The organism is Sphingobium sp. R-21, assembly GCF_049913335.1.
Lineage (GTDB): Bacteria > Pseudomonadota > Alphaproteobacteria > Sphingomonadales > Sphingomonadaceae > Sphingobium.
In genome coordinates this window covers 1386684-1411185 of the sequence record NZ_CP184375.1, presented here as the reverse complement: position 1 = coordinate 1411185, position 24502 = coordinate 1386684, and the positions used below count along the sequence as shown (strand labels likewise).

The following is a 24502-nucleotide window of genomic DNA, read 5'->3' as shown; positions in this document are numbered from 1 at the left end:
GGGAAGAGGCTCTTATATGGGAACAGCGCGATGAAACTGGATTTTACGCCTGAGGAAACCGCCTTCCGCAATGAGGTGCGCGCTTTCCTCCAGCATGCCCTTCCGGACGATCTGCGGCGCAAGATGATCAACAGGGATCATCTGACCAAGGAGGATACGGTGCGGTGGCAGCGCATTCTCAATGCGCAGGGATGGGCGGTCACCCATTGGCCCGTGGAATATGGCGGCCAGGCGTGGACGCCGGCCCAGCGCTATATCTTCCAGGAGGAAATGGCGCTGGCCCACGCGCCGGAAGGATCGCCGTTCAATGTGAACATGATCGGCCCGGTGCTGTGCAAATTCGGCACGGCGGCGCAAAAGGAAAAATTCCTCGCCGCCACCGCCAATATCGACATCTGGTGGTGCCAGGGCTTTTCCGAACCGGGCGCCGGCTCCGACCTTGCCAGCCTGAAGACGACGGCGGTTCGTGACGGCGATCATTATGTTCTCAACGGCCAGAAGATCTGGACGACCCAGGCCCAGCACGCCGACTGGATGTTCGGGCTTTTCCGGACCGACAGCAGCGGCAAGAAGCAGCAGGGCATAACCTTTCTGCTGCTCGACATGAGGACGCCGGGGATCACCGTCCGCCCGATCGAGACGATCGATGGCGAACATGATGCCAATGAAGTCTTTTTCGACGACGTGCGCGTGCCGGTGGACAATGTCATTGGCGAGGAAGGCCGAGGCTGGGACGTGGCCAAGCATCTGCTGGGCAGCGAACGCAGCGGCATCGCCCGCATCGGCCTGTCGAAGGAGCGCCTTTCGCAACTGCGCGCGCTGGAAACCCGGCTTGCCGAAGAAGGCACGCTGGACGAGGAAGAGCAGCGCCGTCTGGCCCACAAGCTGGCCGAGGTGGAGGTGGAATTGCGCGCGCTGGAACTGACGCAGTTGCGCGTCGTCGCGGCGGATGCCCATGGCGGCGGCGCCAATGCAGCAGCGTCCATCCTGAAGGTCAAGGGCACGGAAATGCAGCAACGCATGACCGAACTGGTTGCCGAGCTTGCCGGTCCGGCTGGGCTGGCCATGCCGGACCATGACCATGCGCGCAACGATCCGGACGACGGCTGGGTCAGCGCCGCCGCGCCATTCTATTTCACGATGCGCAAGGTGTCGATCTTCGGCGGATCCAATGAGGTCCAGAAGAACATCATCGCCAAGACCATGTTGGGACTCTGACGCGCCATGGATTTCGACCTGAACGACGAACAAAAGATGTTGCAGGAAACCGTCACGCGCTTCGTGGCGGAAACCTATGACTTCCAGAAGCGCGAACATGCGCTCAAGACAGCCGATGGCTGGAGCCGGGAGGCCTATGCCGGGCTTGCGGAGATGGGCCTGCTCGCGCTGCCCTTCGCCGAAGAGGATGGCGGTTTCGGCGGCGGTGGCGTGGAAATGATGATCGTCATGGAAGCGCTGGGCCGCGGCCTGATGGTCGAGCCCTATTTCGCGACCGTGGTGCTTGCGGGCGGCGCGCTGCGCCATGGCGGCTCGGCGGGGCAGCGCGCGGACATTGTTCCCGGCATCGCCGCGGGCGAACGCATCCTGGCATTGGCACATAGTGAGAAGGGACTGCCGCGCCATATACTGGCGGCGCGCACGACCGCATCGCGATCGGGCGACGGATGGACCATCGACGGTTGCAAGATCGCCGTGATCCACGGCCAGAGCGCGGACACATTCATCGTCAGCGCAATGACGGAAGAGGGGCTATCGCTCTTCCTGGTGGACGCGGCGGCGAAGGGTGTGACGGTGGAGGGCAAGCGCGGCTATGACGGCGTTCCAGTCGCCACGGTGGCCCTTTCGGGCGTCCATGTAGCGAACGAAGCCCTCATCGGCGCGCCGGGGCAGGGGGAGGACATCCTCTCCCACGTGTTCGAGGAGGCGACCGCCGCCCTGGTCGCGGAATCGGTCGGCGCCATGGCCGAGACGTTCGACGTGACCGTGGACTATCTCAAGACCCGCCAGCAATTCGGTGTCGCCATCGGCAGTTTCCAGGCGCTTCAGCATCGCGCCGTCGAAATGCTGATGCAGCTTGAACTGTCGCGCAGCATGTCGATCCTCGCGGCGCTGTCGCTCGACATCGATGCCGATCAGCGGAGCCGCAACATTTCAGCCGCCAAGGCGCAGATCGGCAAGTCCGGCCGCATCATCGGTCAGGAGGCGGTGCAGATGCACGGCGCGATCGGCATCACGGCCGAATATAAGGTGGGCCACGCCTTCAAGCGGCTGACCGCCATTGACGCGCTGCTGGGCGACAGGGACTGGCACCTTGCCCGTCTTGCGAAAATGCGCGGCGTTTATCCTGTCGCCTGAAGCAGGTTCCATGGGGTCATGGGCGTGCCATGACCTCAGCCGGCCGATGCGGACCGGACCCGCGCCCAAAATGCTTGCGCTGCGGCATCCAGCATGTCGGCGCCATAGGTGATTAGCTCCTGCTCGACGCGATAGAGCATGGCCCATTCATAATGGATCGCCTCGCCGTTCGCTGCGCTCCGGCGATAAGCGCGGGCTTGGACGAATGCGCATTCCCGATCGATGCCGGTTATGGCGATGATCTCGTCGTGCCGTTCTTCCAGCGCCTCCGCGCAGGACGCGGCGAAACGGAGAAAGGCTTCGCGTCCGACCAGCGTCTCCTTCGTACCGCTCGGGCCGAACAGGCTGTGCACCACGTCCGGATGGAAATAGTCCGCCGGGGAAGGCCGGCCTTGCTCCCCGACAGGGAAAACATCGGGATGTTGCCGGCCGTCTGCCGTGAAGCCGAACATGCGCGTCAACAGCTTCACGGCATCGTTCGTCATCTAGAGGATCGTGCGCAAAAGTGGGAACCGGTTTTGCGCAAAAACGATGCGACATCAAAAGCATAGAGCGCGCTGCATGACCCGGATCTAACGCAGCGCGCTCCAGCCCTCATCCTTCGGCCGCCTTGCGAAGCATGACGGCGCGGTCGCCGTCGCGCACGACGACCAGACGCATGCCGGCCTTCATATAATTGACGAAATCGTCGAAGCTTTCGCGCACGCCCGGATTGATCGGGCGCAGATAGCTGTCCTTGTCGATTGTCAGCGTGACTTCGCCGATCCGGTCGGCATCCACGGTCACGGTCGTCGGGGTGAAGGACTTCACCGTCGCGGCGATGGCGCTGGGGTTGGCGGCAGACTGGACGCGCGAGTCGAAGGAGACGCGCAGCCGGTCGCTATTGTTGGGCAGGCCGCAATGCGGCGTGCAGGGATGCACGACCAGCACGTCGCCGGGCATATAATCCGTGGTGGCCCAGCTTTCGGCCGGGATCACGTCGCGCGGGATCGGGAAAGGATTGGGCTTGCCGACATTGTGGAAATAGCCGCGCTTGTTCTGGCCCACCGCCAGCGCCAGCCCGCCCATGTCGCGCGTGCAAGGGGTCAGGGATATCCAGACTGGGCGATAGTCCTGGATGCCGGGGCTGTAAAAGCCATCCTGGTGCACCGTGCCCAGCTTGCTCCGGGGCGGATAGGTTCGATATTGCACGATGGGTACGGAGCAGGCCGGCTCTCCCAGCACTTTTTCCATCACTGCCTGATTGGCGGGATCTTCGATCAGACGGGCGGCGATTCCGGCATAGAGGTCGCTTTCCTCCATGCCCCCCACCGACGGCTTGCCGGTCCATTTGCCCGTGGGATCGCCCGGCTCGACCAAGCCCATCTGGGCGGCCACGGCCAGCATTTCATCGCGGGCGCGGGCGACACTGTCCTGATCGAACACGCCGCGCAGCAGGATATAGCCCTTCTCCTCATAGAAGCGGTTGAGCGCTTCGGGATCGTCCAGCAGATGGTTGCAGCTTTCCAGTTCGCCCGCCGCGACGACATCCTGTACATCCAGGTCTTCAGCTTCCGGGCGATTGATTACATCGACGCTCATTTCTTCCTTCCTCTCCACTCGGGCCGGTCAACCTCCGGAGGCGCCGGGACGGGGCCATATTAACATGGCGCGCCTCTGGTGGGTGGGATGGTTTTCGTCGACTTTCGGCTGTTATTGATCATTGTCCCGCGTAAGAAGCTTCAGCATCTGCATCAACTTTTCATCCTGCCAGGCGGCGATTTCCGCTACGCTTCGGCCGGCGGCTGCTTCTTCCATCTGTTCGACCAGCATCGTCTGCAACGCCGGATCGGCCAGCGGCGGATCAGCCATGGTTTCCCAGCGCTTCACGATCCCCGGCGCGAATTTCGGCAGGAATTCGGCGAGGCCGCCAGCGCCGCCCGAAGTATGGAAGGTGGTGAACTGACCCTGGATGGCCCATTTCAGCGCGAAGCTGTGCTTCATCGCCTTGTCGATGTCGCCGACGCTTGCATAACCCTCCGCCACCAGCCGCACCGCTTCCCGGAACATGGCGGCGGTCAGCCGGTTGCCGATATGGCCGAATATCTCCCGCTTCAACCGGATCGGCTGTTTGCCCATCGCGGCGTAAAGCGCGAAGGCGGCGTCCACGGCTTCCCCGGTGGTACCTTCGCCGCCACCTACCTCCACCAGCGGGATCAGGTGCACGGGGTTGAACGGATGGCCCAGCACGAAGCGATCGGCGGTCGCAAGCCCGGCCTGCAACCCGGTGATGGGCAGGCTCGACGTGCTGCTCGCGACCAGCACGTCCGGAGGCGCCAGCTGGTCGAGATCGGCGAACAGCGCCTGCTTGAGGTCGGTGCGTTCCGGCGTGCTTTCCTGCACGAAATCCACGCCCGCCAGTGCGTCGGTCAGGCTATCGTGGACGGAAAAGCGCGTGGCCCAGTCATCGCCCGCGCTCGCAAGGCCCAGCTCGACCATCTGGTCCCATGCCCCCGCGACATGGGCGATGGTGCGTTCGCCGGCCCCCGGCATGGGATCATGGAGGCGCACCGCCCGGCCGCTGCCCAGAAAGGCAGCGACCCAGCCATTCCCGATCACGCCGCCGCCGATCGCGGCGACGGCGCGAATGCTGTCCGCGTCGCGATAGGCGGGCATGGCGATCAATATCCCTTGAAGACCGGCTTTTCCTTGTTGGCGAAGGCGGTGGTCGCCGCCTTGTAGTCCTGCGTCAGCATCGTCATGGCTTCATAGGCGATGGACAGTTCGCCCGTCAGGTTCACCTGATCACGGATGCACTTGTTGACAGCCGCCTTTGACCAGCGCACGGCCCACATCGGCTGCCCGGCGATCTCGCGCGCGATCTTCAGCGCTTCCTCCAGCACCTGTTCCTTGGGGAAAGCATAGTTGACCAGGCCGATTTCCTCCGCCTTCTTGCCGTTCAGGAGCTTGCCGCGCATCAGATATTCCTTGGCCTTCTGCGGCCCGACCAGCAGCGGCCACATCACGGAGCCGCCATCGCCCGTCACCAGGCCGACGCGCACATGGGTATCGCCCAGCTTCGCGTCCTCCGCGACGATGCTCATGTCGCAGAAGGCGAAGAGCGAGGTGCCAAGGCCGATGGCGTCGCCATTCACCGCCGCGATGATCGGCTGTGGCGTCATCAGGATCTGGTCCCAGATCCGCAGCGTATTGATCGGCACGCGCAAGGCATATTTCAGGCCGTATTCGGTCTGGGCGCGCTCCGCCATCAGCTTGATGTCGCCCCCGGCGGAGAAGGCCTTGCCCGCACCGGTCAGCACGATGACCTTGATCCGCTCGTCGCGGGCCAGCTTCAGCCAGATATCCTCGAGCTGCCAATGATTATGCGGTCCCACCGCGTTCAGCTTGTCGGGATTGTTCATCGTCACGACGGCAACGCCGTCCTCGCCGATTTCGACCTTGAAGAAGTCGAACTCGCTATAGTCGATGTCGCGCTGAAACTCGTTGTCGCTCATGATAGTCTCCGGAAAATCCCTGTGATATTCTCTGTTTCGTTTCGTTCCGTTCAGGCCGCGGCGCGGTTCTTCTGCCACTCGGCGAAGCTCTGGCCCTTGTCCGCCAGCTCCGTCAGGAGGGCGGCGGGTTGCAGCGATGGATCGCCCGGCGTTTCGGCCGCCATCTCGCGCAACTTGGCGACGATTGTCGCCAGGCCGGTTTCATCCGCATAGAACATGGGGCCACCCAGATGCCGGGGCCAGCCATATCCGTTGATCCATACCAGGTCGACATCGGACGCCCGCAGCGCGATCCCTTCCTCCAGGATGCGCGCGCCCTCGTTGATGAGCGGGAACAGCAGCCGCTGCACCATTTCCTCTTCCGGAATGTCGCGGCGCGTGATGCCCAGCTTTTCCGACGTCGCGATGATGAGCGCTTCCGTCTCGGCATTGGGATAGGGGGTGCGATCGCCCGGTTCGTAGCGGTAATAGCCCGCGCCTGTCTTCTGCCCCAGCCGTCCGCTCTCGACAATGGCATCGGCAATGGGGAAGGGGGTTCCCCGGCGCTTGCGGATCGAATAGCCGATGTCGAGGCCGGACATGTCGTTCGTGGTCAGCGGGCCCATGGGGAAGCCAAGATTGGTGAGCGCGGCGTCAACCTGCTGGGGGAACGCTCCCTGCTGCAGCAGTCGTTCAGCCTGCGCGGAACGCTTGGCGACCATGCGGTTACCGATGAAGCCGTCGCAATTGCCGGACCAGACCGGCACCTTGCCAATGGCCTTGCCCACCGCCATCGCGGTCAGGATCGCATCGGGGCTGCTGTGCCTGGCGACCACCACTTCCAGCAGCTTCATGACATTGGCTGGCGAGAAGAAATGCATGCCGACGAAATCCTGCGGCCGTTCCAGCACCGACGCGATCTCGTCCACGTCGAGCGCCGATGTGTTGGAGGCAAGGATGGTGCCGGGCTTCACCCGTTTTTCAAGGTCGGCGAAGATCTCCTTCTTGACGCCCATATCCTCGAACACCGCCTCTATCACGATGTCGGCATCGGCCGCCGCGCCGCGGTCGGTGGCGCCGGTGATCAGCGCAAGACGGTCGTCCATCTGCGCCTGCGCAATCGACCCGCGCTTGACCGATGTGGCGTAATTGCCCTGCACGCGTTCCAGGCCGCGGTCCAGCGCCTCCTGCGTCGTGTCTATCACGGTCACGGGAATGCCAGCGCCTGCAAAGCACATGGCGATGCCGCCGCCCATGGTCCCCGCGCCGATGATCGCGGCTTTCTTCACGGGCCGCGCCTTTGCCCCCTCCGGCAGACCGGGGATCCGCGCAGCTTCGCGTTCGGCAAAGAAGAGGTGGCGCAAGGCGCGCGATTGGCTGCCCGCCATCAACTCGCGGTTGGCGACGGCGTCGATCGCCAATGCTTCGTCCAGGCTCAAGGTGAAAGAACGGCGAATGGAATCGATATTGGCCTGTGGTGCCGCCTGTCCCTTGCTGCGCGCCGTCAGCTTCTTTGCCAGCGCGTCGAAGCCTGACGGATCGGCACGGGTCGCCGCCAGCTTCTCATCACGGTCACGAACCGCCACGGCGGGCATGTTTTCGTCGATCACCCGGCGGGCGAAGGCGGCGCCCACAGCGGCCGGATCCCCGTCCTGTACGGCATCGACGATCCCCAGGTCCAGTGCCTGCGCGGCTCCCACCGGCTTGCCGGACAGCACATGTTCCAGCGCCTTTTCCGGGCCGATCAGCCGGGGCAGTCGCTGCGTGCCGCCGCCGCCGGCAAACAGGCCAAGGTTGATTTCGGGCAGCCCGACCTTGGCGGACGGGATCGCGACGCGGAAGGCGCAACCCAGCGCCGTCTCCAGCCCGCCGCCCAGCGCGGTGCCGTGGATTGCCGCGACAACCGGCTTCGCCGAACTTTCCAGCGCCGCGATGACGTCCTGCAAGGTGGGTGCTTGGCGCGGCTTGCCGAATTCAGTGATGTCGGCGCCCGCGAAGAAGGTGCGGCCTGCGCAATACAGCACGATCGCCTTCACCGCCGGGTCGGCGTTCAGTTCTTCCAGCGCGCCGACCAGGCCCTGCCGCACGCCGATGCCCAGCGCGTTGACGGGCGGATTGTCGCTGACGATGAAGCCGATATCGCCTTCGATGCGGATGGAGATCTTTTCGTTGATCTGGGTCATGGCTGGAATGTGTGGCCCTGTCTTGTAAAATGCGTCTGAAATCTGTTCCCACAAGCTATTTGCCGGCCGCAACTGTCAAGCTGGCGGCGGCGGCGCAGGCGATGTATCGTGAATGTGAAGGATCGTACCTGCAATCTTCGCATCGCGGCCATCCCCGATTAGGTCGAGGATAGCAGTTTATCCGCGGCATATTGAGCCGCCCTATGGGAAGCGAGCGATGCAGTTCGACTTGAATGAAGAGCAAACCATGTTCCGCGACGCAGTAGCCGCGTTCGCGCAGCGCCATCTGGCGACTGGAGCGCTGGAACGCGCGCACAGCGACGATTATCCGTGGGACGTCGCCAGGATGATGGCCGAACAGGGGCTGATCGGGATTACCGTGCCGGAGGACAAGGGCGGTCTGGGCGGAAGCCTGATGGACGCCGTCATCGCGATCGAAACGGTCGCATCGGTGTGCCCGCGTTCTGCGGATGTTGTGCAGGCCGGCAATTTCGGCGCGATCCGCACCTTTGCCCAGTTCGCGACGGACGCGCAGAAGGAACAATATCTGGCACCCTTGCTGCGCGGCGAGGGGTTGATCTCGGTCGCCATGACGGAACCCAATGCTGGTTCCGCCGTGACCGAACTGACGACCACGGCGGTGGAGGATGGTGACGGCTATCGCATCACCGGGCAGAAGATATTCACCACCCACGGCACCCATGCGACCGTGTTCCTGGTCTATGTCCGTTATGGGCCCGGCACCGGCAATATCGGATCGGTGCTGATCGAGCGCGGGCAGGAGGGCTTCACCTTCGGCAAGCCGATACGCTTCCTGTCGGGCGAGGAATGGAATCCGCTGTTCTTCGACAATGTCTATGTGCCCAAGGACAAGGTATTGCTGGGACCGGGCGGCTTCAAGAAGCAGATGGCCGGCTTCAATGTCGAACGCATCGGCAACACGGCGCGCAGCCTGGCACTGGGCCGTTACGCGTTCAACGCGGCGGTCGAGCATGCGAAGACGCGCAGGCAGTTCGGCAAGGCGCTATGCGAATTCCAGGGGTTGCAGTGGAAGTTCGCGGAAATGAAGCTGAAACTCGATGCGGCGCAATTGCTGTTGTATCGTGCGGCGACGAATGCGGATGCGGGCCTGCCTTCGCCGGAAGAAACCGCCATTGCCAAGGTGGCATGCAACCGCGCCGGTTTTGAATGCGCCAACGAAGCGATCCAGATCATGGGCGGCGCGGGCTATAGTCAGGACAGCCTGGTCGAATATTGCCTTCGCCGCACGCGGGGGTGGATGATTGCCGGCGGTGCGATAGAAGTGCTGCTCAACCGTATTGCGGAAGGCGTATTCGACATGCGTTTCCCCCAGGGACCCGCAAAAGGCTGATCGGCCAAGGGCTGACAGGTCGGAAATCGAAACGTCCCGCCAAGGAGAGGATCGGACAATGAACGAGATGATCAGCATGTCGAGGCAGAAAGCCGAGGTGACGGCCGATCGCATCCCGGTCGACGCCTATGTCTCGCGCGATTATGTGCGGCTGGAAAAGGAACGGCTCTGGCCCCGGGTCTGGCAGATGGCCTGCCGCACGGAGGAAATCCCCAATGCGGGTGATTTCTACACCTACGATATCGCGGATGAGTCGATCGCGGTGGTCCGTCAGAAGGACGGGTCGATCGCGGCCTATTTCAACGTCTGTCCTCACCGGGGACGCCGCCTGACGGAAGGCTGCGGCCGGATGGGCAAGTTCCATTGCAAATATCATGGCTGGCAATGGAGCCTTGATGGAAAGCCGACCGAGATCGTCGATCGGCACGACTGGGGCGAAGCGCTGCCTGATGAGGACGTCACCCTGCAAAGGGTGAAGGTCGGGCAATGGGGCGGCTGGGTCTTCATCAATATGGACCCGGACAGCGAAAGCCTGGAGGATTTCCTGGGCGAGGCGAAGACGATCCTCGACCCGTTCGAGATCGAGCATATGCGCTATGCCTGGCGCAAGCGCATCGTCATGCCCTGCAACTGGAAGACCGCGCAGGAAGCCTTCATGGAGGGCTATCATGTGCAGACGACGCACCGGCAGTTGCTCGCCTATCAGGACGACTACACCTATTCGAAGGCCTATGGGAAACATGCGATGTTCGGCTATGCGCCGACCGCGCTTTTCGGCTTGCCCAGCCCGCGCATCAGCGACCAGAGCGGCGACATCCGCAAGGGTTTCTACGAATTCAACAAGGAAATCTGGGACACGTTGCAGGCGACCACCACGCAGGAGATGCTTGCAGCGGGCAGGCGGTTGATGGAATTGCCCGAAGGGGTCGATCCGTTCACCATGTACGGGGCATTCGCCCAGTTCCATGCGGAGGAATCGGCCAAGAGCGGGCGTCCCTTCCCCGCAATCACCGGCGAGCAGTTGATGAAGGCGGGGACGGACTGGAACATCTTCCCCAACCTTGTCTTCCTGCAACAGGCGACGAACGTGCTGTTCTACCGCGCACGTCCTTATGGCGACGATCCCGACAAGTGCATCTTCGAGGTCAATGTGCTGGAGCGCTACGCACCCGGCGCCGAACCCAAGGTCGAGGTGGAAGATGGCGGCGACGGCAGTGACGGCAAGTGGCGCGCCCTCAACTGGGGCCTCATCCTGGAGCAGGACTTCCAGAATATGGAGGAAGTGCAGAAGGGCATGAAGTCGCAGGCCTTCAAGGCGGCCCGGACCAATCCGGTACAGGAGGTGGAGATCAGCAATTTCCACCGCGTCTATCACGAATATGTCGGGAAGGTGGACTGAATGGACGAGACGAAGTTCGACGAGGTCGCCGACTTCGTCATCATCGGATCGGGCGGCGGGGCGATGGCGGCCGGGCTGTATCTGAAATCGATCGGCAAGACGCCGCTGATCCTGGAGAAGACCGACAAGCTGGGCGGTTCGACCGCGATGTCCGGTGGCGTGTTGTGGGTGCCCAACAACCACATCATCAAGGCCAAGGGCATCAAGGACAGCCATGAGATGGCGCGCACCTACATGGATGCGACCGTCGGCAATGATGGCGGGCCGGGCGCCACGCCGGAACGGAAGGAAGCCTATCTGCGCAACGGCCCGGTCATGCTGAAATGGCTGGAAGAGCAGGGCATGAAATGGCTCCATACCGAAGGCTGGTCGGACTATTATGACGACCGGCCCGGCGGCGTGACCCGAAGCCGCTCTATCGGCGCACCCATGCTGGACGCGCGCGAGATGGGGCCGCTGTTCGACAAGCTGCGCCTCGGGCCGATGGTGATGCCGCTGCCGACGGACAAGGCAGGCATTATCGGCCTCGCGACGCGCACCCCCCGCGGAATGTGGGAGGGATTGAAGCTGCTGTGGCGCATGCGGGTCGTGGCAAGGCGCGGGAAGCCGATACTCAGCTTTGGCGGCGCGTTGCAAGGTCGCCTGCTGATGCTGGCGGACAAGGCCGGCGTCGACATGCGCACCGACTACCCCATCACCGAACTGATCGAGGAGGACGGCAGGATAATCGGCGTTCTTGCCGAGCATCGCGGCAGGACTCTGCGCATAGGCGCCCGCGACGGTGTGCTGATCAATGCGGGCGGTTTTTCGCGCAATGCGGAGATGCGCAAGAAATATGGGCCGCAGCCCAGTTCGGTCGAATGGACAAACGCCAATCCCGGCGACACCGGGGAATTGATCCAGATCGCCGAAAAACATGGCGCCGCGCTTGATCTGATGGACCAGGCCTGGTGGGTTCCGGGGACGATGCTGCCCGAAGGCGGCCCGGCGAACATGCACAATACCGACATTTCCAAGCCGCATTGCATCATCGTCAACCGTCATGGCCGCCGCATCCTGAACGAAAGCGGCTCCTATATGGAGAACGGCCAGCGTTTGTACCGGAATGACGTGCCGGCCTATGTCATCCTCGATAGTCGCCACCGCAAGCGCTATGCCTGGGGCTATTATCCGCCCGGCAAGACCCCTCAGTCCTGGCTGGACAGCGGCATGATGAAGAAGGCGGATTCGATAGAGGAACTGGCGCGCATGACCGGCATCGATCCGGCTGGCCTGAAGGCGGAGATCGAGAAGTTCAACGGCTATTGCGAAACCGGCAAGGATCTGGACTTCAATCGCGGTGGGCGTGGTTATGACAATTGCTTCGGCGACCCGACGGTCAAGCCCAATCCCAATCTGGGCAAGATCGACAAGCCGCCTTTCTATGTCATGGAGATCGTGCCCGGCGATGTCGGTACGTCCGGCGGCATTGTGACCGACGAGAATGCGCGTGTCCTGCGCGCTGACGGATCGGTGATCGATGGTCTCTACGCCACCGGCAATTCGACGGCATCGGTGATGGGCCGCTGCTACCCTGCGGCGGGTGCCAGCATAGGCGCCTCCTTCATCTTCGGATGGATCGCCGCCCACCATGCCGTGGGCAGCAACAACTGATCAGGCTCAGGCCCCTTGCCATCGGCAAGGGGCCTGTCAGTCGGGCCTCACGTCTGCCGCGGTTTCGCCCGCCATTCACTTGCGGTCATGCCGGCATGTTGACGGAACATTGCCCGGAACAGCCGGCTGTCCGAATAGCCGACCAGTTGCGCGATCCGATCGACCGAGCGCGTGGACTTTTCCAGCATTCGTACCGCCGCCTGGAAGCGGAGCTGCCCCACATAGGCCTTGGGCGACAGGCCCAGCGCCCTGTGGAATCGGCGATTGAGGGTGGCGGGGCTCGTCGACAGATGCCTGGCCAGTTCGGCCATGTTGATCGGTCCGGTGAAACGCTGCTCGATCCATAATTGCGCCCTCGCGACCATCGGATCGGGCGCCAGCAGTTCCTTCTCCTCATAATCCTGCCCTATGATCGAGGAGAGCCAGCGGGCGATATCGGGGGAGATCATCCGCTCCAGCACCCGGATGATCAGTTGCAGGTCGTTGCCCATGCCGTTGCCGATCAGCAGATGGCCGTGATCGACCAGCCCGAACCGCTCCTCGAAAGGCTGGCGCGGGAACAGGGTGCGCGTGAGCGGCTGCATCGCCCTTGCGACGGGCACCGCGAGATCGGCAGTGAAGCCGCCTGCCATCAGCAGGGTTGACGCTGCTCCGCTCGCCCCGATCACTGCCCCCTGTTTCGACTGGCGATGGAGCCAGTCGATCAATGGGCCTGCCTCTGCCAGGCGGCGTTCCAGCAGTTCGCGTCCTCCGGCACGGAAGGCAGGCAGCCAGATGAACGCCATCGGATCGTCCCTGTTCGCCGGACCGTCGACCGGAAAGGAACGGCCGTCGCCCAGCACCACTGGTCCCCCATCTGCGGAAAGAATGTGAAGCTGCGTCTCCATGCGCAGCTGCTCTTCCCCGGCGAAAACATGTTCCACCCGATCGCGGGCGATCAGGAAGCTGTCCACCAGCGCACCGACGCTGCTGGAATAGGCGCCGGGCAGCGCGACAAGAGCAAAATCAAAGGCCATGACTGAGAGAAAACAGCCGGTATATGCGCAAATTCTCCCTGTCAATCTTTCGCGCCCTGCGCGAACAGCGGCATAGCACGCTGGACGGGTCGTGCCCTTTGGGTCCATCTGCCTGGCAGACTGAGGAGAGAGGCCGCATGCCGGAACCGTTACGCCATTATGACCGTCTGGCCGGCAAGGTCGCCATAGTGACCGGCGCGGGCGCGGAAGGCGATGATATCGGCATTGGCCGTTCCATTGCCCTGCTGATGGGTGCGGAAGGTGCGCGGATCGTTTGCGCCGATCTTGACCCGGCGCGGGCGCAAACCACTGCCGAGCGGATCGAAGCCAATGGCGGAAATGCCCTGGCGATGGACGGCGATGTCGCCGACCCGGCAGCATGCGCCAGGCTGGTCGATGCGGCGCTTGCCGCATTCGGCAAGCTGGATATTCTGGTCAACAATGTCGGCATATCCGGTCCCGCCACGCTTGAAACGATGACGCTGGACCAGTGGAACCGGACGATGACCACCAATCTGACCAGCGCGATGTTGATGAGCCAGGCGGCGGTCCCGCATATGGCGCGCAACGGCGGCGGGTCCATCATCAACATCTCCTCGCTGGCCGGGATCAGGGCCATGGGCGCCATCGCATATGGGCCGTCCAAGGCAGCGATGGCGCAGCTATCCCGGGAGATTGGCGTCCTGCATGGCCGCGACGGCATCCGCGTCAATACGGTGGCACCGGGTCATGTCATGACCCCCCACGCGGCCCGTTACATGTCGGACGAGATGCGGGAGATGCGCCGAAGGGTCAGCCCTCTCGGCATCGAGGGCGATGCCTGGGACGTGGCGCAGGCCGTGCTGTTCCTGGCGAGCGACGAGGCCCGCTTCGTCAACGGTGTGGAACTGGCGGTCGACGGCGGCGTGGTGGGGATAGGCCCGTTGGCGGGCCATGCCCTGATCGTGGAACGCTGAGGGCGGCCCCCTGAAAAATATCATGGCTGCGATGAATGTTGCTCTGGCCATCGTAACGATTGAGTAAAACTATCCTTTCTACATGATCCTTTTCCAGAGCCGCAAAAGCGGCCGTGCCGGCGTGGTGCCGGACGATCAGGAGAGGAAGGATGACCATGTTCCGGTCCGCATTGCTTGCCGCTACATCGCTCTTCGCTACAGCCGCCGCCGCGCAGGATGCCGCGCCGCAGGCGTCGGGCGTCCAGGTGCCCGACATCGTCGTGACCGCGCGCAGGCGCGAAGAAGCTTTGCAGGATGTGCCGATTTCGATCACCGCCGTGAGCGGCGACTCGCTCGCGCGAAGCGGCGTCAGCGACGCACTCGGGCTGCAAAGCCGCGTACCTTCGCTCAGCCTGACCAATCAGGGCACAAGCCGCAACGAACTAGGCTTCGCCATTCGCGGTCAACGTACCCAGGAATCGCAACTGCTCACCGACCCGCCCGTCGGCACCTATTTCGCCGAAGTGGTCCAGGCCCGCAGCGTCGGCTTTGCCTATGCGCTCTACGATCTTCAATCGACCCAGGTGCTGAAGGGCGTGCAGGGTACATTGTTCGGCCGGAACATGACCGGCGGCGCCGTGCTGATCGAACCCAACAAGCCGGTGGACGAATTTCATGCCGAACTGCGTGGGCAGGTCGGCAATTATGACATGCACGACATTTACGGTATGGTGAACGTACCCCTGACGGAAGGCCTGGCGGTACGTTTCGCGGGCAAGATCAGGAAACGCGATGGCTTCACGACGGATGTGCTGACCGGTCGCGACTATGACGACCAGAATTACAAGACTTTCCGTACATCAATCCGCTTCGCGCCGACGCCTGAATTCGAATCCAATACGATCGTCGACTATATCAAGACGAATGAGCATGGCACGGCGCTGGTAGGTACGGCTGCCAATCCTGCTGCGCCCGCCATCGCCGGATATACGGTGCTGCGCGGGTTCGGCTTTCCCGTCTCGGATGTGGTGGGGCAGTTCGCGGCGCAGCAGGCGCGTCCGCATTATACCTTCGCTTCCGGATCGGGCACCGGCGGCACGCTCGACGCCTACCAGACCCAGCCGTTTGAAAGGTTGAAGAACAGGGGCATCACCAACCGCACGACATACAGCCTAGACAATATCACCTTCAAGAATATCATCGGCTACCGCAAACTGGACTTTGATCAGGTCATGGATCTGGACGGCGTGCCCGCCTATCTTATCAATTCCAATCGCTACCGCAGTATCGAGCAGTTTAGCGAAGAGTTCCAGGTTCAGGGGAAGGCGATAGAGAACCGGCTCGATTATGTGCTGGGTGCTTATTATTTCGTGGAAAAGGGGAAGGACGGTTCCACGTCCAGCCAGTTCCCGGAACTGGCTATCGTCGGCGCGGGACTGCCGCTCAATACGCCCGCGGCGACTTTCCTCAACGCCTATGCGGGTAGCGGCAAGGCGAAGACGTTCGCGCTGTTCGCGGCCGGCACCTACGCCTTTACCGATCAGTTCAAGCTGTCCGCCGGCCTTCGCTATACGACCGACAAGCGCAATGCGCGCGTTTTTGCCTATTATCCCAATCTGGGCACATGCCTGTTCCGCGTGGATACCGGCACGACCTCCTTCGTGCCTTCGTCGCTGGCCGATTGCCCGCAGACGAACAGCAAGAAATGGGATGCCGTCACCTGGGACGTCACGCTGCAATATGAACCAAATGCCAATCTGACGACCTATATTTCGACCCGTCGCGGCTTCCGCTCCGGCGGTTTCTCGTTGCGCGCGGCATCCACCGAAGAATTGAAGCCCTTCGATCCGGAAACGGTGCAGGAATATGAGGTGGGGCTCAAGACGCGCCATGCCCTGGGCGGCGCCACGCTGACCAGCAATCTTGCCATCTTCTACCAGGACTACAAGAACGTCCAGAAGCAGACATCGTCGATCGACAGTGCCGGCAATGTCAACACCGTCATCGACAATACCGCCCGTCAGAAGAACTATGGCGGAGAGCTGGAACTGGGCCTTATCGCTGGTCCGCTCAATATCAGCGCCTTCTATTCCTATGTCGGGGTCGATATCACCAGCGGCCGCCAGCCGGGCGAATTTGAATTGGTCGGCTCGCCCCATCACCAGATGGGCGCCAATGTCAGCTATGAAATCCCGCTGTCGGGCGATGCCGGCGCGGTCAACCTCAATGCCAATATCAGCTATCGGACCAAGCAGCACCTCGACAAGAATGACGTGCAGGGCGCGGAACCGGGTTATGAGCTGGTGAACTTGCGCGCGGGATGGGACAATATCTTCGGCACCGGGCTGGGCGCTGCGGCTTTCGTGAACAATCTGACCAAGAGCTATTATCGGGTGGGCGTGATCGGCATCTACAATGAGGCCGGTTATATTTCCTCGGTCTATGGCGAACCGCGAACCTATGGCGCGGAATTGTCCTATAAATTTTAAGCCGGGGGATCGGCGCCGGACTTTCGGGTCCGGCGCCGATGACTGTCGGTAGGGGCGAACAGGGCGATTTCGTCTGTCGGTTCCTTCCGCCTCGCCATCAACGGACCGATGCTTGCCGAATAATCTGTCCACCCCGTGCGAGAGGTTCTAACGCGGCGGAATGGACAGCGGCAGACAAGGCTATCACGACAATGCGCGCGGCGCGCTGTGGATGCTGGCCTCTGGCTTCGCCTACAGCATCGCCATGGCTCTGGTGAAGCTGCTGGGCGACGACTATTCATCGGCAACGCAGAATTTCGTGCGGCAGGGGGTCGGCCTGATCGCGCTTTCCCCCTTCATCCTGCGGCAACCCCGCAATGCTTTCACGCTACGTCGACCGATGCTGATGATCCTGCGTTGCGCGGCGACCAGCCTGTCGATCATCCTCGCCTTCAACAGCTTTCACCTTCTGGGACTGGCCGAAGCCAACGCGCTGTCCTTCACCCGCACCCTGTTCCTCGTCCCGCTGGCCGCCCTTTTGCTGGGCGAAAGGCTGGATCGGCAACGGCTCTTCGCCACGCTCGTCGGTTTTGCAGGAGTGCTGATCATCATCGCGCCGGGCTCCGCTCATTCGCTGATCGGCTGGGCGGCCGTTCAGGGCTTGCTTGCCGCATTGCTGGTCTCCTGGTCAGTGATCAGCGTGAAGCAGATGTCGCGGGATCATAGCGACCTGGCGCTGCTGACCTGGTCAACATTGCTGGGCCTGATCTTCACCGCGCCCTTGGCCTTCAGCAGTTGGCGGACCCCGACGGCAGAGGATGCGCTGCTGCTGGTCGCCATGGGCGTACTCGGCGTCGTGACGCAGGCCTGCTATATTCGCGGCATGACTTTGGGAGAGGCGAGCCTGATGGGGCCGCTCGACTATGTCCGCATCCTCTTCACCACGGCGCTGGGCTATCTGATGTTCAGCGAATGGCCGCAGCCCGGAACCTATCTGGGTTCTGCCCTTATCATCGGCACAGCCATCTACATCACCCTGCACGGACGCCGGCGCGCCTGATCTTGCCGCATTCGCAATGCGCAAATGCGGCGTCGAAGGACAGGGCCTTTCCACCCGAGGGGAGAAGGCGCCAGTTCAGCCTCGCTCGACGTCCGGGCCAAAATCAGGTGTGGCGGCCGCCGTCCAGGGCAGGTGGCGGAAATAGCGCGCGCCTGCCTCCGCCTGGTTATGCACGGGGGTAAGCAGGTTTTCGTCCCATATCTCCCCGATCCGCTGGGCGACCCGTTCAGCGCTGATCTCCGGATCGAAAATCTCTGCCGTCTCGGCGAAGATCAGGCTCGACAGGCGGCCGCCGCCGGTCAGCAGGATGCGGCCCGTTGCCGCACAATCGCGGCTCAGGAACCAGGCCATCGCCGCCGCCACCTTTTCCGGCGGCAGATTATCGCGGAACCAGGCGACCGTGGTAGCATCAGGGATCTGCTCCACCAGTCGCGAATAGGATGTCGGCATCACGGCATTCACCAAAATACCGAGCGGCTTGCCCTCGATCGCGGCATCCAGAGTCAGGCCCAGCATGCCTGCTTTGGCCGCGCCATAGGGGGCATTGCCGCCCACGCCCAGTGCGCCGTTGGAACTGACGTTGAGGATCCGGCCATAGCGGTTTTCCGCCATGTGCGGCCATGCTGCGCGCATCAGATGATGGCCGCCAATGAGGTTGGTTGCATAATGGCGCTCGATCGCGTCGTCATCATACGCGGTGAAGGGGCCGGCAATGGCCGTGCCGGCATTGTTGACGAGAATGTCGATCCGTCCGAACGCGTCCAGCGCCGCCTGGGTGATCGCTCGCGCATTGCCCGCCGTACCCACCGCCAGCCCATTGGCAATGGCCTGTCCGCCAGCCGCGATTATTTCATCCACCACGGCCTGGGCCGGCGCGGCACTGCCATTCTGCTCGCCCAAAACGCCTCCGCCATAGTCATTGACGAGGACGGCAGCGCCGCGGCGCGCCAGTTCCAGCGCATAGGCGCGCCCCATGCCGCCACCTGCTCCCGTCACGATGGCCACCTGGCCGGAAAAATCTATGGTCATGCTGTCATCGCCTTCACCAGTTCCGGCATGATCTCCGCGCCGGAAGCAAAAGAGCTGGTCCATTCGGGTTGCGCGGTCAAACCGCGCATCACGCTGTCGATATCGCCCTCGGACAATTGATGAACGGGGCCTTCCAATATCTGCACACGGCGGACATTGCCTGCGCCCGCATGGTAGATGCCGCCCGAAGTGCTGCATCGATCGCTGCACAGCCAGCCGACGACCGGCGCGACATGATCGGGTGAGGCATAGCCGGCCCACTCGGCTGGAATGCTGCCTGCCGACATGGGCGTGTAGGCGGCGGGAGCGATCACATTGACGCATATGTCCGCCCCCGTGGGAACATCGATGGTCAGCGAACGCGCAATTCCGACCATCGCCGCCTTGGACGCCGCGTAATCGGCCGAGCCGACCTGTCCCCACAAGCCCGCGCTGGAACCGGTCAGCACGATACGCCCATATCCCGCCTCCGCCATCGCCGGCCATATGGCCTTCAACCCTACCAGCACGCCGTGAAGGTTGATCTCCAGCAGCGCATTCATTTCGTCCAGTGTGACGCTGCCGAAGTCTCGGAACGCCTGAACGCCGGCATTGCTGATGAAAATGTCGGGCGTGCCGAAATGCTGGATGGCGATCCGCACCATCTCCTCGGCGGCTTCCGGCGTTTGCACCGGTCCGTCATGCGCGACCGCCCGGCCGCCCGCCGCCACGATTTCCTCGCTCACCGTCCGGGCCGATGAGGAGCCGTCCGGCGCCTTGCGGTTGCTCACCACGACGGCGCAACCATGCGCCGCGAGCCAATGCGCATAGGCGCGGCCAAGGCCCTTGGTCGCGCCGGTGACAATCGCGGTGCGGCCCGAGAAATCAAGTGCGCCGCTCATAACATCATCTGTCCGCCGTCGACGTTGATCGTCTGTCCCGTCACATAGCGGCTGTCGTCACTCGCCAGGAACAGCGCGGCGGGTCCGATGTCCTCCATGCAGTCCCCGAGATAGCCGAGCGCGACCAGCTTCATCACCTTCTCCGCCTCTTCCGGGAAATCCTTGACCCATTGCTGGGCAATGGGGCTGAGCGCGGCCGGGCAGATCACGTTGACGCGGATCTTGTACTTGCCCAGTTCCCGGGCTGCGGTACGGGAAAGGCCGCGAATGGCCTCCTTGGTCGCGGCATAGGCGGCAAAGCCGATGCCGCCGTGAATGCCCTCATAGGAACCAAAGTTGATGATCGTGCCGCCCTTCTCCTTCATATGGGGGACGGCCGCCTGCATATGCTGGAAGGTTCCATAGAGACCGGATTCGATCGTCATCGCGAATAGGGCGTCGTCCGTATCCTCGAACAGGGTGCCGGGCTTCGACGTCTGGGCATTGTTCACCAGAATGTCGATCCCGCCGAACAGTTCGACCGCCTTCGCGACGGCGGCCTCCGCATCCGCGCGCACGCCTGCGGTTCCCGCGATCCAGGCCGCCTCTCCGCCATCGGCTGCAAGGCCGGCGACGGCTGCTTCCAGCTTGTCGGGGGTACGGCCGGTGATCAGCACCCTCGCCCCTTCACGCAGGAAAACCTGCGCGATGCCCAGACCCACGCCCTGGCCGCCGCCGGTGACGATCGCGACCCTGCCGCTTAATCTGCCCGCCATATTCTCTCCTTTTGATCTTCATGTTCCGGGGTCGATGAACTCCCGCAGCGCGCGGTGGAAATTCGACACGCTGCGCTCCTGCACCGGATTTGTACGTGAACCCTTGAAGCCCGTGGAACGCATGCCCCGCTGCACTTCGGTCATATTCTCGAAGTCCTGGGTCAGGATCAGGCCCCAGCCGTCATGATCGCGCCAATCCCCGAAGGCCTGCCGCTCCAGCGGCGGCTCCTGCCCTTCGGGATAGAGGATCAGCGAATAGACTTCGAAGATGCATCGTTCAGGATCATTCCGGTCCGGCCGTGCGCGATAGGCCAGCATCGCGTCGGGTGCGGGCAGGAACACCATGTTGGGGAACAGATGCCAGTCGGCTCCCGCGCGCGCGATCTCTTCCGGCGTCAGCGAAGGGAAGGGGATGCCGCGTTCCTGCGCCGCCTCGAAGGCGATCTGCCCATATTTCATCAGAACGTCGAGCAGGGATGCGTTCTCGGGCAACTCATCGACAAGCCTGTCTGCCAGTTCCGACATATGTGGCGGGATGGAGGCTTTCAGATCCTCCTCCAGCATCAGGACGAAATCCCGGACATTGCGGCGATAATCCACCCGCACGCTGGCCAGACGTGGCGATCGTTCGCCCAGGGAAATGCGCCCCGGCGCAAGCTGGTAGCTGCCATGCCGCCCTTCGGCGAAGGACAGTGCCTCATCATCGTGGACCGGCAGCAATTGGCTGTGGGTGGTCTGGACATGATAGCCTTCGTTGAAGGCTTCCAGCGCTGTCTTCCAGTTGCAATCGATTCCGGTGCGCTTGTACCAGCGATACCGCATCTTCTCGAAGGGATAGTTGCGGAATACCTCAGGAATGGGGGCCAGGAAATCAAGCAGGGGCTCGGCATCCCCGTCCATGCAGATGAAGACGAAACCACCCCAGCGATCGACCCTGACCTGCGGCAGGGCGACGTCCTCGTCCTTCAGGCTGCCGTCCCAATTGTCCCGGTCGACGACATGGGCGATCGTTCCATCGAGTTTCCAGGACCAGCCGTGAAAGCGGCAGAACAGACGGGCTGCGTGGCCGCACCCCTCCGTCAGCCGGCGTCCACGATGCTGGCACGCATTATGATAGGCGGCTATCCGGTCAGGCGCGACGCGCACGACGATGATGGATTCATCCAGTATGTCGTAAGTGACATAATCACCGACGCGGGGGATTTCCTCTTCACGACAGGCCATCTGCCATGCGCGGGGCCAGAGCCGCTGCTGCTCCAGACGAGCGAAATCGCGGCTGACATAATCTTCTTTCGGGATGAAATCCTCCGGTCCCGACTTCTTCCTGCATAAGATATTCGGCTGCACCGTGCCGGATGGCTGGTTCACGATTCCCGCCCTCTCCTGTGATTGGACATCAGCTTCCCGCCCCAACATGGTGCAAGTCAATGTCGCCGCCGCCTCGCCCTCGGATCATCGCCAGTCTGATCGCCCGCCGCCGGCGGTCAGGCCTGCGGCGCGACCCTGCACCGCTGTTCACATGGGCCCTGGCGTGTCTCCATGGGCGGCGATGGAGGCCATGATCTCCTCCGTCGTGGGATTGCGGCGCAGCGTCAGACCGCCGGTCACATGGAAAGTCTGGCCCGTCATGAAACATTCGTCGCTGGCCATGAACAGGGCCGCATTGGCGATGTCCTCCACCGTCGTGATCCGCCCCAGCGGGTATTCCTTTGCATAGGCTTCCACCATGCCCGGCACGTTGAAGCCGCCCAGCATCGGCGTGATGGTGAGGCCCGGCGCAAGGATGTTGGCGCGGATGCCATGCCTGCCATATTCATATGCGACAAAGCGCGTCATATGGTTGAGCGCGGCCTTGGCGCCCATATAGCTGCAATGATCGTCGGACATGATGTCGGCCACGGCCGAGGAGATATTGATGATCGCGCCGCCTCGTCCGTTCCGGCGTTCGCGCTTCATGGCCCCGACCATCACCTGCATGAAGAACATTCCGCCCTTGAAGATGATGGAGAGCATCGAATCGATCTGCTCCTCCGTCTCCTCCTCGAAGGGCGCGAGAAAGCCGATCGCGGCTGCATTGACGGCTATGTCGATCGCGCCATGCTGCGTCAGCACGGCATCCGCCAGCGACTGGATCTGATCGCGGCTGCGTATGTCGCACGTTATGGCGGTTGCTCCGGTCGCGGCGGCGAACGCGTCCAGTCCCTCCCTGCCGCGTCCTGACACGACGACATGCGCGCCTTCCTCAAGAAAGCGTTTGGCGATCGCCTGCCCCATATTGCCTTCGCGGGTCGCGCCCATGATCACTGCGACCTTGCCTGTCAGACGGCTCATGATGCTCTCCTCATTCCATATCGTTCGATGAATGCGCGATCAGCGACTCAAAGTCGGAATAGGCCAGGGATTTGCGGCGGAAGATCGCATTGGCGCGCAGCGCTGTCTCACCGTCCGCGCTGAAGCGGCATTGCGCGAAGGCAAGGTTGGGCGTCCAGCGCAGGATTTCCGCCCGCCCTTCGACCCACTGTCCCTCGACGGCGGCGCCCAGGAAATCGATGCTGAGCGAAACGGTCGGTCCGCTCAGCCCGGTGATGAAGCCGACATTCAGGCCCATGACGACATCGGCCATTGTCGCCCAGGTGCCGCCATGGCAATTGCCGCGTGGATTGCAGTGCTGGGGTCCGACGCGAAAGCCCAGGGTGACATAGTCTTCCGCTTCCTGGCGCACGTAGACGGGATCGAAGGCCCGCATGACTTCGTCCAATTGCTTCAGCCGATGGAAGCCCGCCACCATCCTCGCCTGTTCTCCTCCGATGTTCTGCATGATCCGGCAGGACTGCCCCGGACACCCGTCGGGGGCAAGACGGGCGGAGGGCAAGGATCACATGACCGATAGACCGGCCGGAAGGCATCGCCAGCGCGGTACATGGCGCGCTATGCTGGGCCATGATGACCTCGGAGAGCGGAATATGGGCATGAAATGGCTGAAATCGACGGACTGCATCAGCTTTGCGGTGCGCGACAACGTGGCCCGCATCACCCTGAATCGCCCTGAAAAGCGCAATGCCCTGTCGGGTCAGACGCTCGAGGAACTGCATCAGGCGCTGCTGGAAGCGGACGACCGGCGCGACGCCAACGTCATCATGCTTTCGGGGGAAGGGCGCGATTTTTGCGCCGGCTATGATCTGACGGACAGCTATGGCGGTGCAGCCGACGCGTCCACGGAATATGATCCGGCGGATTACCGCAGCCGTGCAGGAACGATCGATGACGATATCTGGAACCTGGAACGGCAACAGGAACTGACCTCCATCATGCTGGACCTGCACAAGCCGATCGTGGCGAAGGTTCAGGGCAATTGCCTGGCTGGTGGCACGGACCTGGCCTTCTCCTGCGACATCGTGCTGGCCGCGGATGATGCGAAGATCGGCTTTCCCGCCGCCCGCGCGAATGGCACGCCGCCCACGAACCTGTGGTTCTACCATTGCGGACCGCAGTGGACCAAGCGCATGCTGTTCACGGGCGACACGATCAGCGGCATCGACGCGGCGCGCATCGGCCTGGTGCTGGAGGCCTATCCGGCGGCGGAACTGGATTTCGAGGCCGATGAAATGGTGCGCCGCATCGGCAGCGTCGACGCCGAGATACTCGCCACGCACAAGCGCGTCGTCAATGCGCAGATGGAACTGGCCGGCGCGAAGCAGTCCCTGCGTTACGCCGCCGAACTGGACGCCCGCGCGCATCTCAGCACTGGTCCACGCCGCAGCCAGTTCCGCAAGGACATGGCGGAAAAAGGGCTGAAGGAGGCGCTGACCAATCGCGATGCGCCATTCGGCAAGGGGCGGATCGAACTGCGCGCGCGGCGCCCCCAATCGGAATGACGGCCGCGCCGCATCCTTCACAATTGCGATATGGATCGGCCGGGGCTT

At 62.8% G+C, this 24502-nt stretch carries 21 protein-coding genes; 9 read left to right on the top strand and 12 right to left on the bottom strand.

The genetic code is table 11. The annotated features are described in order from the left end of the window. Positions 1 to 30: 30 nt before the first annotated feature. Positions 31 to 1218, top strand: coding sequence for an acyl-CoA dehydrogenase family protein (locus ACN9MX_RS20915; protein ID WP_363828884.1), 1188 nt, complete (start codon positions 31 to 33; stop codon positions 1216 to 1218). A gap of 6 nt (positions 1219 to 1224) precedes the next feature. Further along, positions 1225 to 2355, top strand: coding sequence for an acyl-CoA dehydrogenase family protein (locus tag ACN9MX_RS20910; protein ID WP_363828882.1), 1131 nt, complete (start codon positions 1225 to 1227; stop codon positions 2353 to 2355). A gap of 35 nt (positions 2356 to 2390) precedes the next feature. On the opposite strand, the gene ACN9MX_RS20905 is transcribed toward ACN9MX_RS20910, so the two are convergent. The 5 genes from ACN9MX_RS20905 to ACN9MX_RS20885 all read right to left on the bottom strand — a co-directional run bounded on the left by ACN9MX_RS20905 (position 2391) and on the right by ACN9MX_RS20885 (position 8011). Next, on the bottom strand, positions 2391 to 2840 hold the full coding sequence (locus tag ACN9MX_RS20905) for a nuclear transport factor 2 family protein (RefSeq protein WP_363828880.1): 450 nt from the start codon (positions 2838 to 2840) through the stop codon (positions 2391 to 2393). A 109-nt stretch (positions 2841 to 2949) separates the two neighbouring features. Continuing rightward, complete coding sequence (locus tag ACN9MX_RS20900) at positions 2950 to 3936, bottom strand: phytanoyl-CoA dioxygenase family protein (protein WP_363736208.1); 987 nt, start codon at positions 3934 to 3936, stop codon at positions 2950 to 2952. 111 nt (positions 3937 to 4047) lie between these two features. Continuing rightward, on the bottom strand, positions 4048 to 5010 hold the full coding sequence (locus ACN9MX_RS20895; RefSeq protein ID WP_363829446.1) for a 3-hydroxyacyl-CoA dehydrogenase NAD-binding domain-containing protein: 963 nt from the start codon (positions 5008 to 5010) through the stop codon (positions 4048 to 4050). Between the two features lie 5 nt (positions 5011 to 5015). Beyond that, a complete protein-coding gene (locus tag ACN9MX_RS20890) occupies positions 5016 to 5849 on the bottom strand; it encodes an enoyl-CoA hydratase/isomerase family protein (RefSeq protein ID WP_133651301.1) in 834 nt (277 codons plus the stop codon). Between the two features lie 50 nt (positions 5850 to 5899). After that, positions 5900 to 8011 (bottom strand): 3-hydroxyacyl-CoA dehydrogenase NAD-binding domain-containing protein, encoded by a 2112-nt coding sequence (locus ACN9MX_RS20885; protein ID WP_363828877.1) that lies wholly within the window; start codon positions 8009 to 8011, stop codon positions 5900 to 5902. A 217-nt stretch (positions 8012 to 8228) separates the two neighbouring features. On the opposite strand from ACN9MX_RS20885, the gene ACN9MX_RS20880 reads away from it, so the two are divergent. Genes ACN9MX_RS20880 through ACN9MX_RS20870 form a run of 3 tightly spaced genes read left to right on the top strand, consistent with a single transcriptional unit; the run spans position 8229 to position 12435 of the window. Beyond that, positions 8229 to 9383 carry an acyl-CoA dehydrogenase family protein gene (locus ACN9MX_RS20880; RefSeq protein ID WP_133651300.1) on the top strand — a complete coding sequence of 385 codons (1155 nt, stop codon included), beginning with the start codon at positions 8229 to 8231 and terminating at the stop codon, positions 9381 to 9383. 58 nt (positions 9384 to 9441) lie between these two features. After that, entirely contained in the window at positions 9442 to 10782 is a 1341-nt protein-coding gene (locus ACN9MX_RS20875; protein ID WP_363828874.1) for an aromatic ring-hydroxylating oxygenase subunit alpha, read from the top strand. Next, positions 10783 to 12435 carry an FAD-binding protein gene (locus ACN9MX_RS20870; protein ID WP_363828871.1) on the top strand — a complete coding sequence of 551 codons (1653 nt, stop codon included), beginning with the start codon at positions 10783 to 10785 and terminating at the stop codon, positions 12433 to 12435. A gap of 47 nt (positions 12436 to 12482) precedes the next feature. Here the strand turns inward: ACN9MX_RS20870 and ACN9MX_RS20865 are convergent, their stop codons facing one another. Further along, the gene (locus ACN9MX_RS20865; RefSeq protein ID WP_363828868.1) at positions 12483 to 13451 is read right to left on the bottom strand and encodes a GlxA family transcriptional regulator; all 969 of its coding nucleotides are present in this window, start codon (positions 13449 to 13451) and stop codon (positions 12483 to 12485) included. A gap of 137 nt (positions 13452 to 13588) precedes the next feature. On the opposite strand from ACN9MX_RS20865, the gene ACN9MX_RS20860 reads away from it, so the two are divergent. The 3 genes from ACN9MX_RS20860 (at position 13589) to ACN9MX_RS20850 (ending at position 17914) form a co-directional block, all read left to right on the top strand. Continuing rightward, the gene (locus tag ACN9MX_RS20860; RefSeq protein ID WP_363828866.1) at positions 13589 to 14407 is read left to right on the top strand and encodes an SDR family NAD(P)-dependent oxidoreductase; all 819 of its coding nucleotides are present in this window, start codon (positions 13589 to 13591) and stop codon (positions 14405 to 14407) included. A gap of 149 nt (positions 14408 to 14556) precedes the next feature. Continuing rightward, positions 14557 to 16875: a TonB-dependent receptor gene (locus ACN9MX_RS20855; protein WP_363828863.1), complete on the top strand. Its 2319-nt coding sequence runs from the start codon at positions 14557 to 14559 to the stop codon at positions 16873 to 16875. A 160-nt stretch (positions 16876 to 17035) separates the two neighbouring features. After that, positions 17036 to 17914, top strand: a complete 879-nt coding sequence (locus tag ACN9MX_RS20850; RefSeq protein WP_133651294.1) for a DMT family transporter — start codon at positions 17036 to 17038, stop codon at positions 17912 to 17914. Positions 17915 to 17989: 75 nt separating this feature from the next. Here ACN9MX_RS20850 and ACN9MX_RS20845 read toward each other — a convergent pair whose 3' ends face one another. The 6 genes from ACN9MX_RS20845 to ACN9MX_RS20820 all read right to left on the bottom strand — a co-directional run bounded on the left by ACN9MX_RS20845 (position 17990) and on the right by ACN9MX_RS20820 (position 23367). Next, positions 17990 to 18943, bottom strand: a complete 954-nt coding sequence (locus ACN9MX_RS20845) for an SDR family NAD(P)-dependent oxidoreductase (RefSeq protein ID WP_363828860.1) — start codon at positions 18941 to 18943, stop codon at positions 17990 to 17992. Next, positions 18940 to 19824, bottom strand: coding sequence for an SDR family NAD(P)-dependent oxidoreductase (locus tag ACN9MX_RS20840; protein ID WP_363828857.1), 885 nt, complete (start codon positions 19822 to 19824; stop codon positions 18940 to 18942). The genes ACN9MX_RS20845 and ACN9MX_RS20840 overlap by 4 nt, the downstream gene beginning before the upstream one ends. Next, entirely contained in the window at positions 19821 to 20579 is a 759-nt protein-coding gene (locus tag ACN9MX_RS20835) for an SDR family NAD(P)-dependent oxidoreductase (RefSeq protein ID WP_133651291.1), read from the bottom strand. Before ACN9MX_RS20835 ends, ACN9MX_RS20840 begins: the two co-directional genes overlap by 4 nt. Positions 20580 to 20597: 18 nt before the next feature. Continuing rightward, positions 20598 to 21947, bottom strand: coding sequence for an aromatic ring-hydroxylating dioxygenase subunit alpha (locus tag ACN9MX_RS20830; RefSeq protein ID WP_363828855.1), 1350 nt, complete (start codon positions 21945 to 21947; stop codon positions 20598 to 20600). Between the two features lie 147 nt (positions 21948 to 22094). Further along, a complete protein-coding gene (locus ACN9MX_RS20825; protein ID WP_363828852.1) occupies positions 22095 to 22910 on the bottom strand; it encodes an SDR family NAD(P)-dependent oxidoreductase in 816 nt (271 codons plus the stop codon). Positions 22911 to 22920: 10 nt separating this feature from the next. Beyond that, on the bottom strand, positions 22921 to 23367 hold the full coding sequence (locus ACN9MX_RS20820) for a PaaI family thioesterase (protein ID WP_363828850.1): 447 nt from the start codon (positions 23365 to 23367) through the stop codon (positions 22921 to 22923). A gap of 91 nt (positions 23368 to 23458) precedes the next feature. Between ACN9MX_RS20820 and ACN9MX_RS20815 the strand changes: the two genes are divergently transcribed. Continuing rightward, on the top strand, positions 23459 to 24454 hold the full coding sequence (locus tag ACN9MX_RS20815; protein WP_363828847.1) for a crotonase/enoyl-CoA hydratase family protein: 996 nt from the start codon (positions 23459 to 23461) through the stop codon (positions 24452 to 24454). Positions 24455 to 24502 lie beyond the last annotated feature (48 nt).

Excerpts from the sequence above, each read along its gene's own strand:
- ACN9MX_RS20915 (WP_363828884.1), top strand. The coding sequence starts at position 31 with ATGAAACTGGATTTTACGCCTGAGGAAACCGCCTTCCGCAATGAGGTG.
- ACN9MX_RS20910 (WP_363828882.1), top strand. The coding sequence starts at position 1,225 with ATGGATTTCGACCTGAACGACGAACAAAAGATGTTGCAGGAAACCGTC.
- ACN9MX_RS20905 (WP_363828880.1), bottom strand. The coding sequence starts at position 2,840 with ATGACGAACGATGCCGTGAAGCTGTTGACGCGCATGTTCGGCTTCACG.
- ACN9MX_RS20900 (WP_363736208.1), bottom strand. The coding sequence starts at position 3,936 with ATGAGCGTCGATGTAATCAATCGCCCGGAAGCTGAAGACCTGGATGTA.
- ACN9MX_RS20895 (WP_363829446.1), bottom strand. The coding sequence starts at position 5,010 with ATGCCCGCCTATCGCGACGCGGACAGCATTCGCGCCGTCGCCGCGATC.
- ACN9MX_RS20890 (WP_133651301.1), bottom strand. The coding sequence starts at position 5,849 with ATGAGCGACAACGAGTTTCAGCGCGACATCGACTATAGCGAGTTCGAC.
- ACN9MX_RS20885 (WP_363828877.1), bottom strand. The coding sequence starts at position 8,011 with ATGACCCAGATCAACGAAAAGATCTCCATCCGCATCGAAGGCGATATC.
- ACN9MX_RS20880 (WP_133651300.1), top strand. The coding sequence starts at position 8,229 with ATGCAGTTCGACTTGAATGAAGAGCAAACCATGTTCCGCGACGCAGTA.
- ACN9MX_RS20875 (WP_363828874.1), top strand. The coding sequence starts at position 9,442 with ATGAACGAGATGATCAGCATGTCGAGGCAGAAAGCCGAGGTGACGGCC.
- ACN9MX_RS20870 (WP_363828871.1), top strand. The coding sequence starts at position 10,783 with ATGGACGAGACGAAGTTCGACGAGGTCGCCGACTTCGTCATCATCGGA.
- ACN9MX_RS20865 (WP_363828868.1), bottom strand. The coding sequence starts at position 13,451 with ATGGCCTTTGATTTTGCTCTTGTCGCGCTGCCCGGCGCCTATTCCAGC.
- ACN9MX_RS20860 (WP_363828866.1), top strand. The coding sequence starts at position 13,589 with ATGCCGGAACCGTTACGCCATTATGACCGTCTGGCCGGCAAGGTCGCC.
- ACN9MX_RS20855 (WP_363828863.1), top strand. The coding sequence starts at position 14,557 with ATGACCATGTTCCGGTCCGCATTGCTTGCCGCTACATCGCTCTTCGCT.
- ACN9MX_RS20850 (WP_133651294.1), top strand. The coding sequence starts at position 17,036 with ATGGACAGCGGCAGACAAGGCTATCACGACAATGCGCGCGGCGCGCTG.
- ACN9MX_RS20845 (WP_363828860.1), bottom strand. The coding sequence starts at position 18,943 with ATGACCATAGATTTTTCCGGCCAGGTGGCCATCGTGACGGGAGCAGGT.
- ACN9MX_RS20840 (WP_363828857.1), bottom strand. The coding sequence starts at position 19,824 with ATGAGCGGCGCACTTGATTTCTCGGGCCGCACCGCGATTGTCACCGGC.
- ACN9MX_RS20835 (WP_133651291.1), bottom strand. The coding sequence starts at position 20,579 with ATGGCGGGCAGATTAAGCGGCAGGGTCGCGATCGTCACCGGCGGCGGC.
- ACN9MX_RS20825 (WP_363828852.1), bottom strand. The coding sequence starts at position 22,910 with ATGAGCCGTCTGACAGGCAAGGTCGCAGTGATCATGGGCGCGACCCGC.
- ACN9MX_RS20820 (WP_363828850.1), bottom strand. The coding sequence starts at position 23,367 with ATGGTGGCGGGCTTCCATCGGCTGAAGCAATTGGACGAAGTCATGCGG.
- ACN9MX_RS20815 (WP_363828847.1), top strand. The coding sequence starts at position 23,459 with ATGACCGATAGACCGGCCGGAAGGCATCGCCAGCGCGGTACATGGCGC.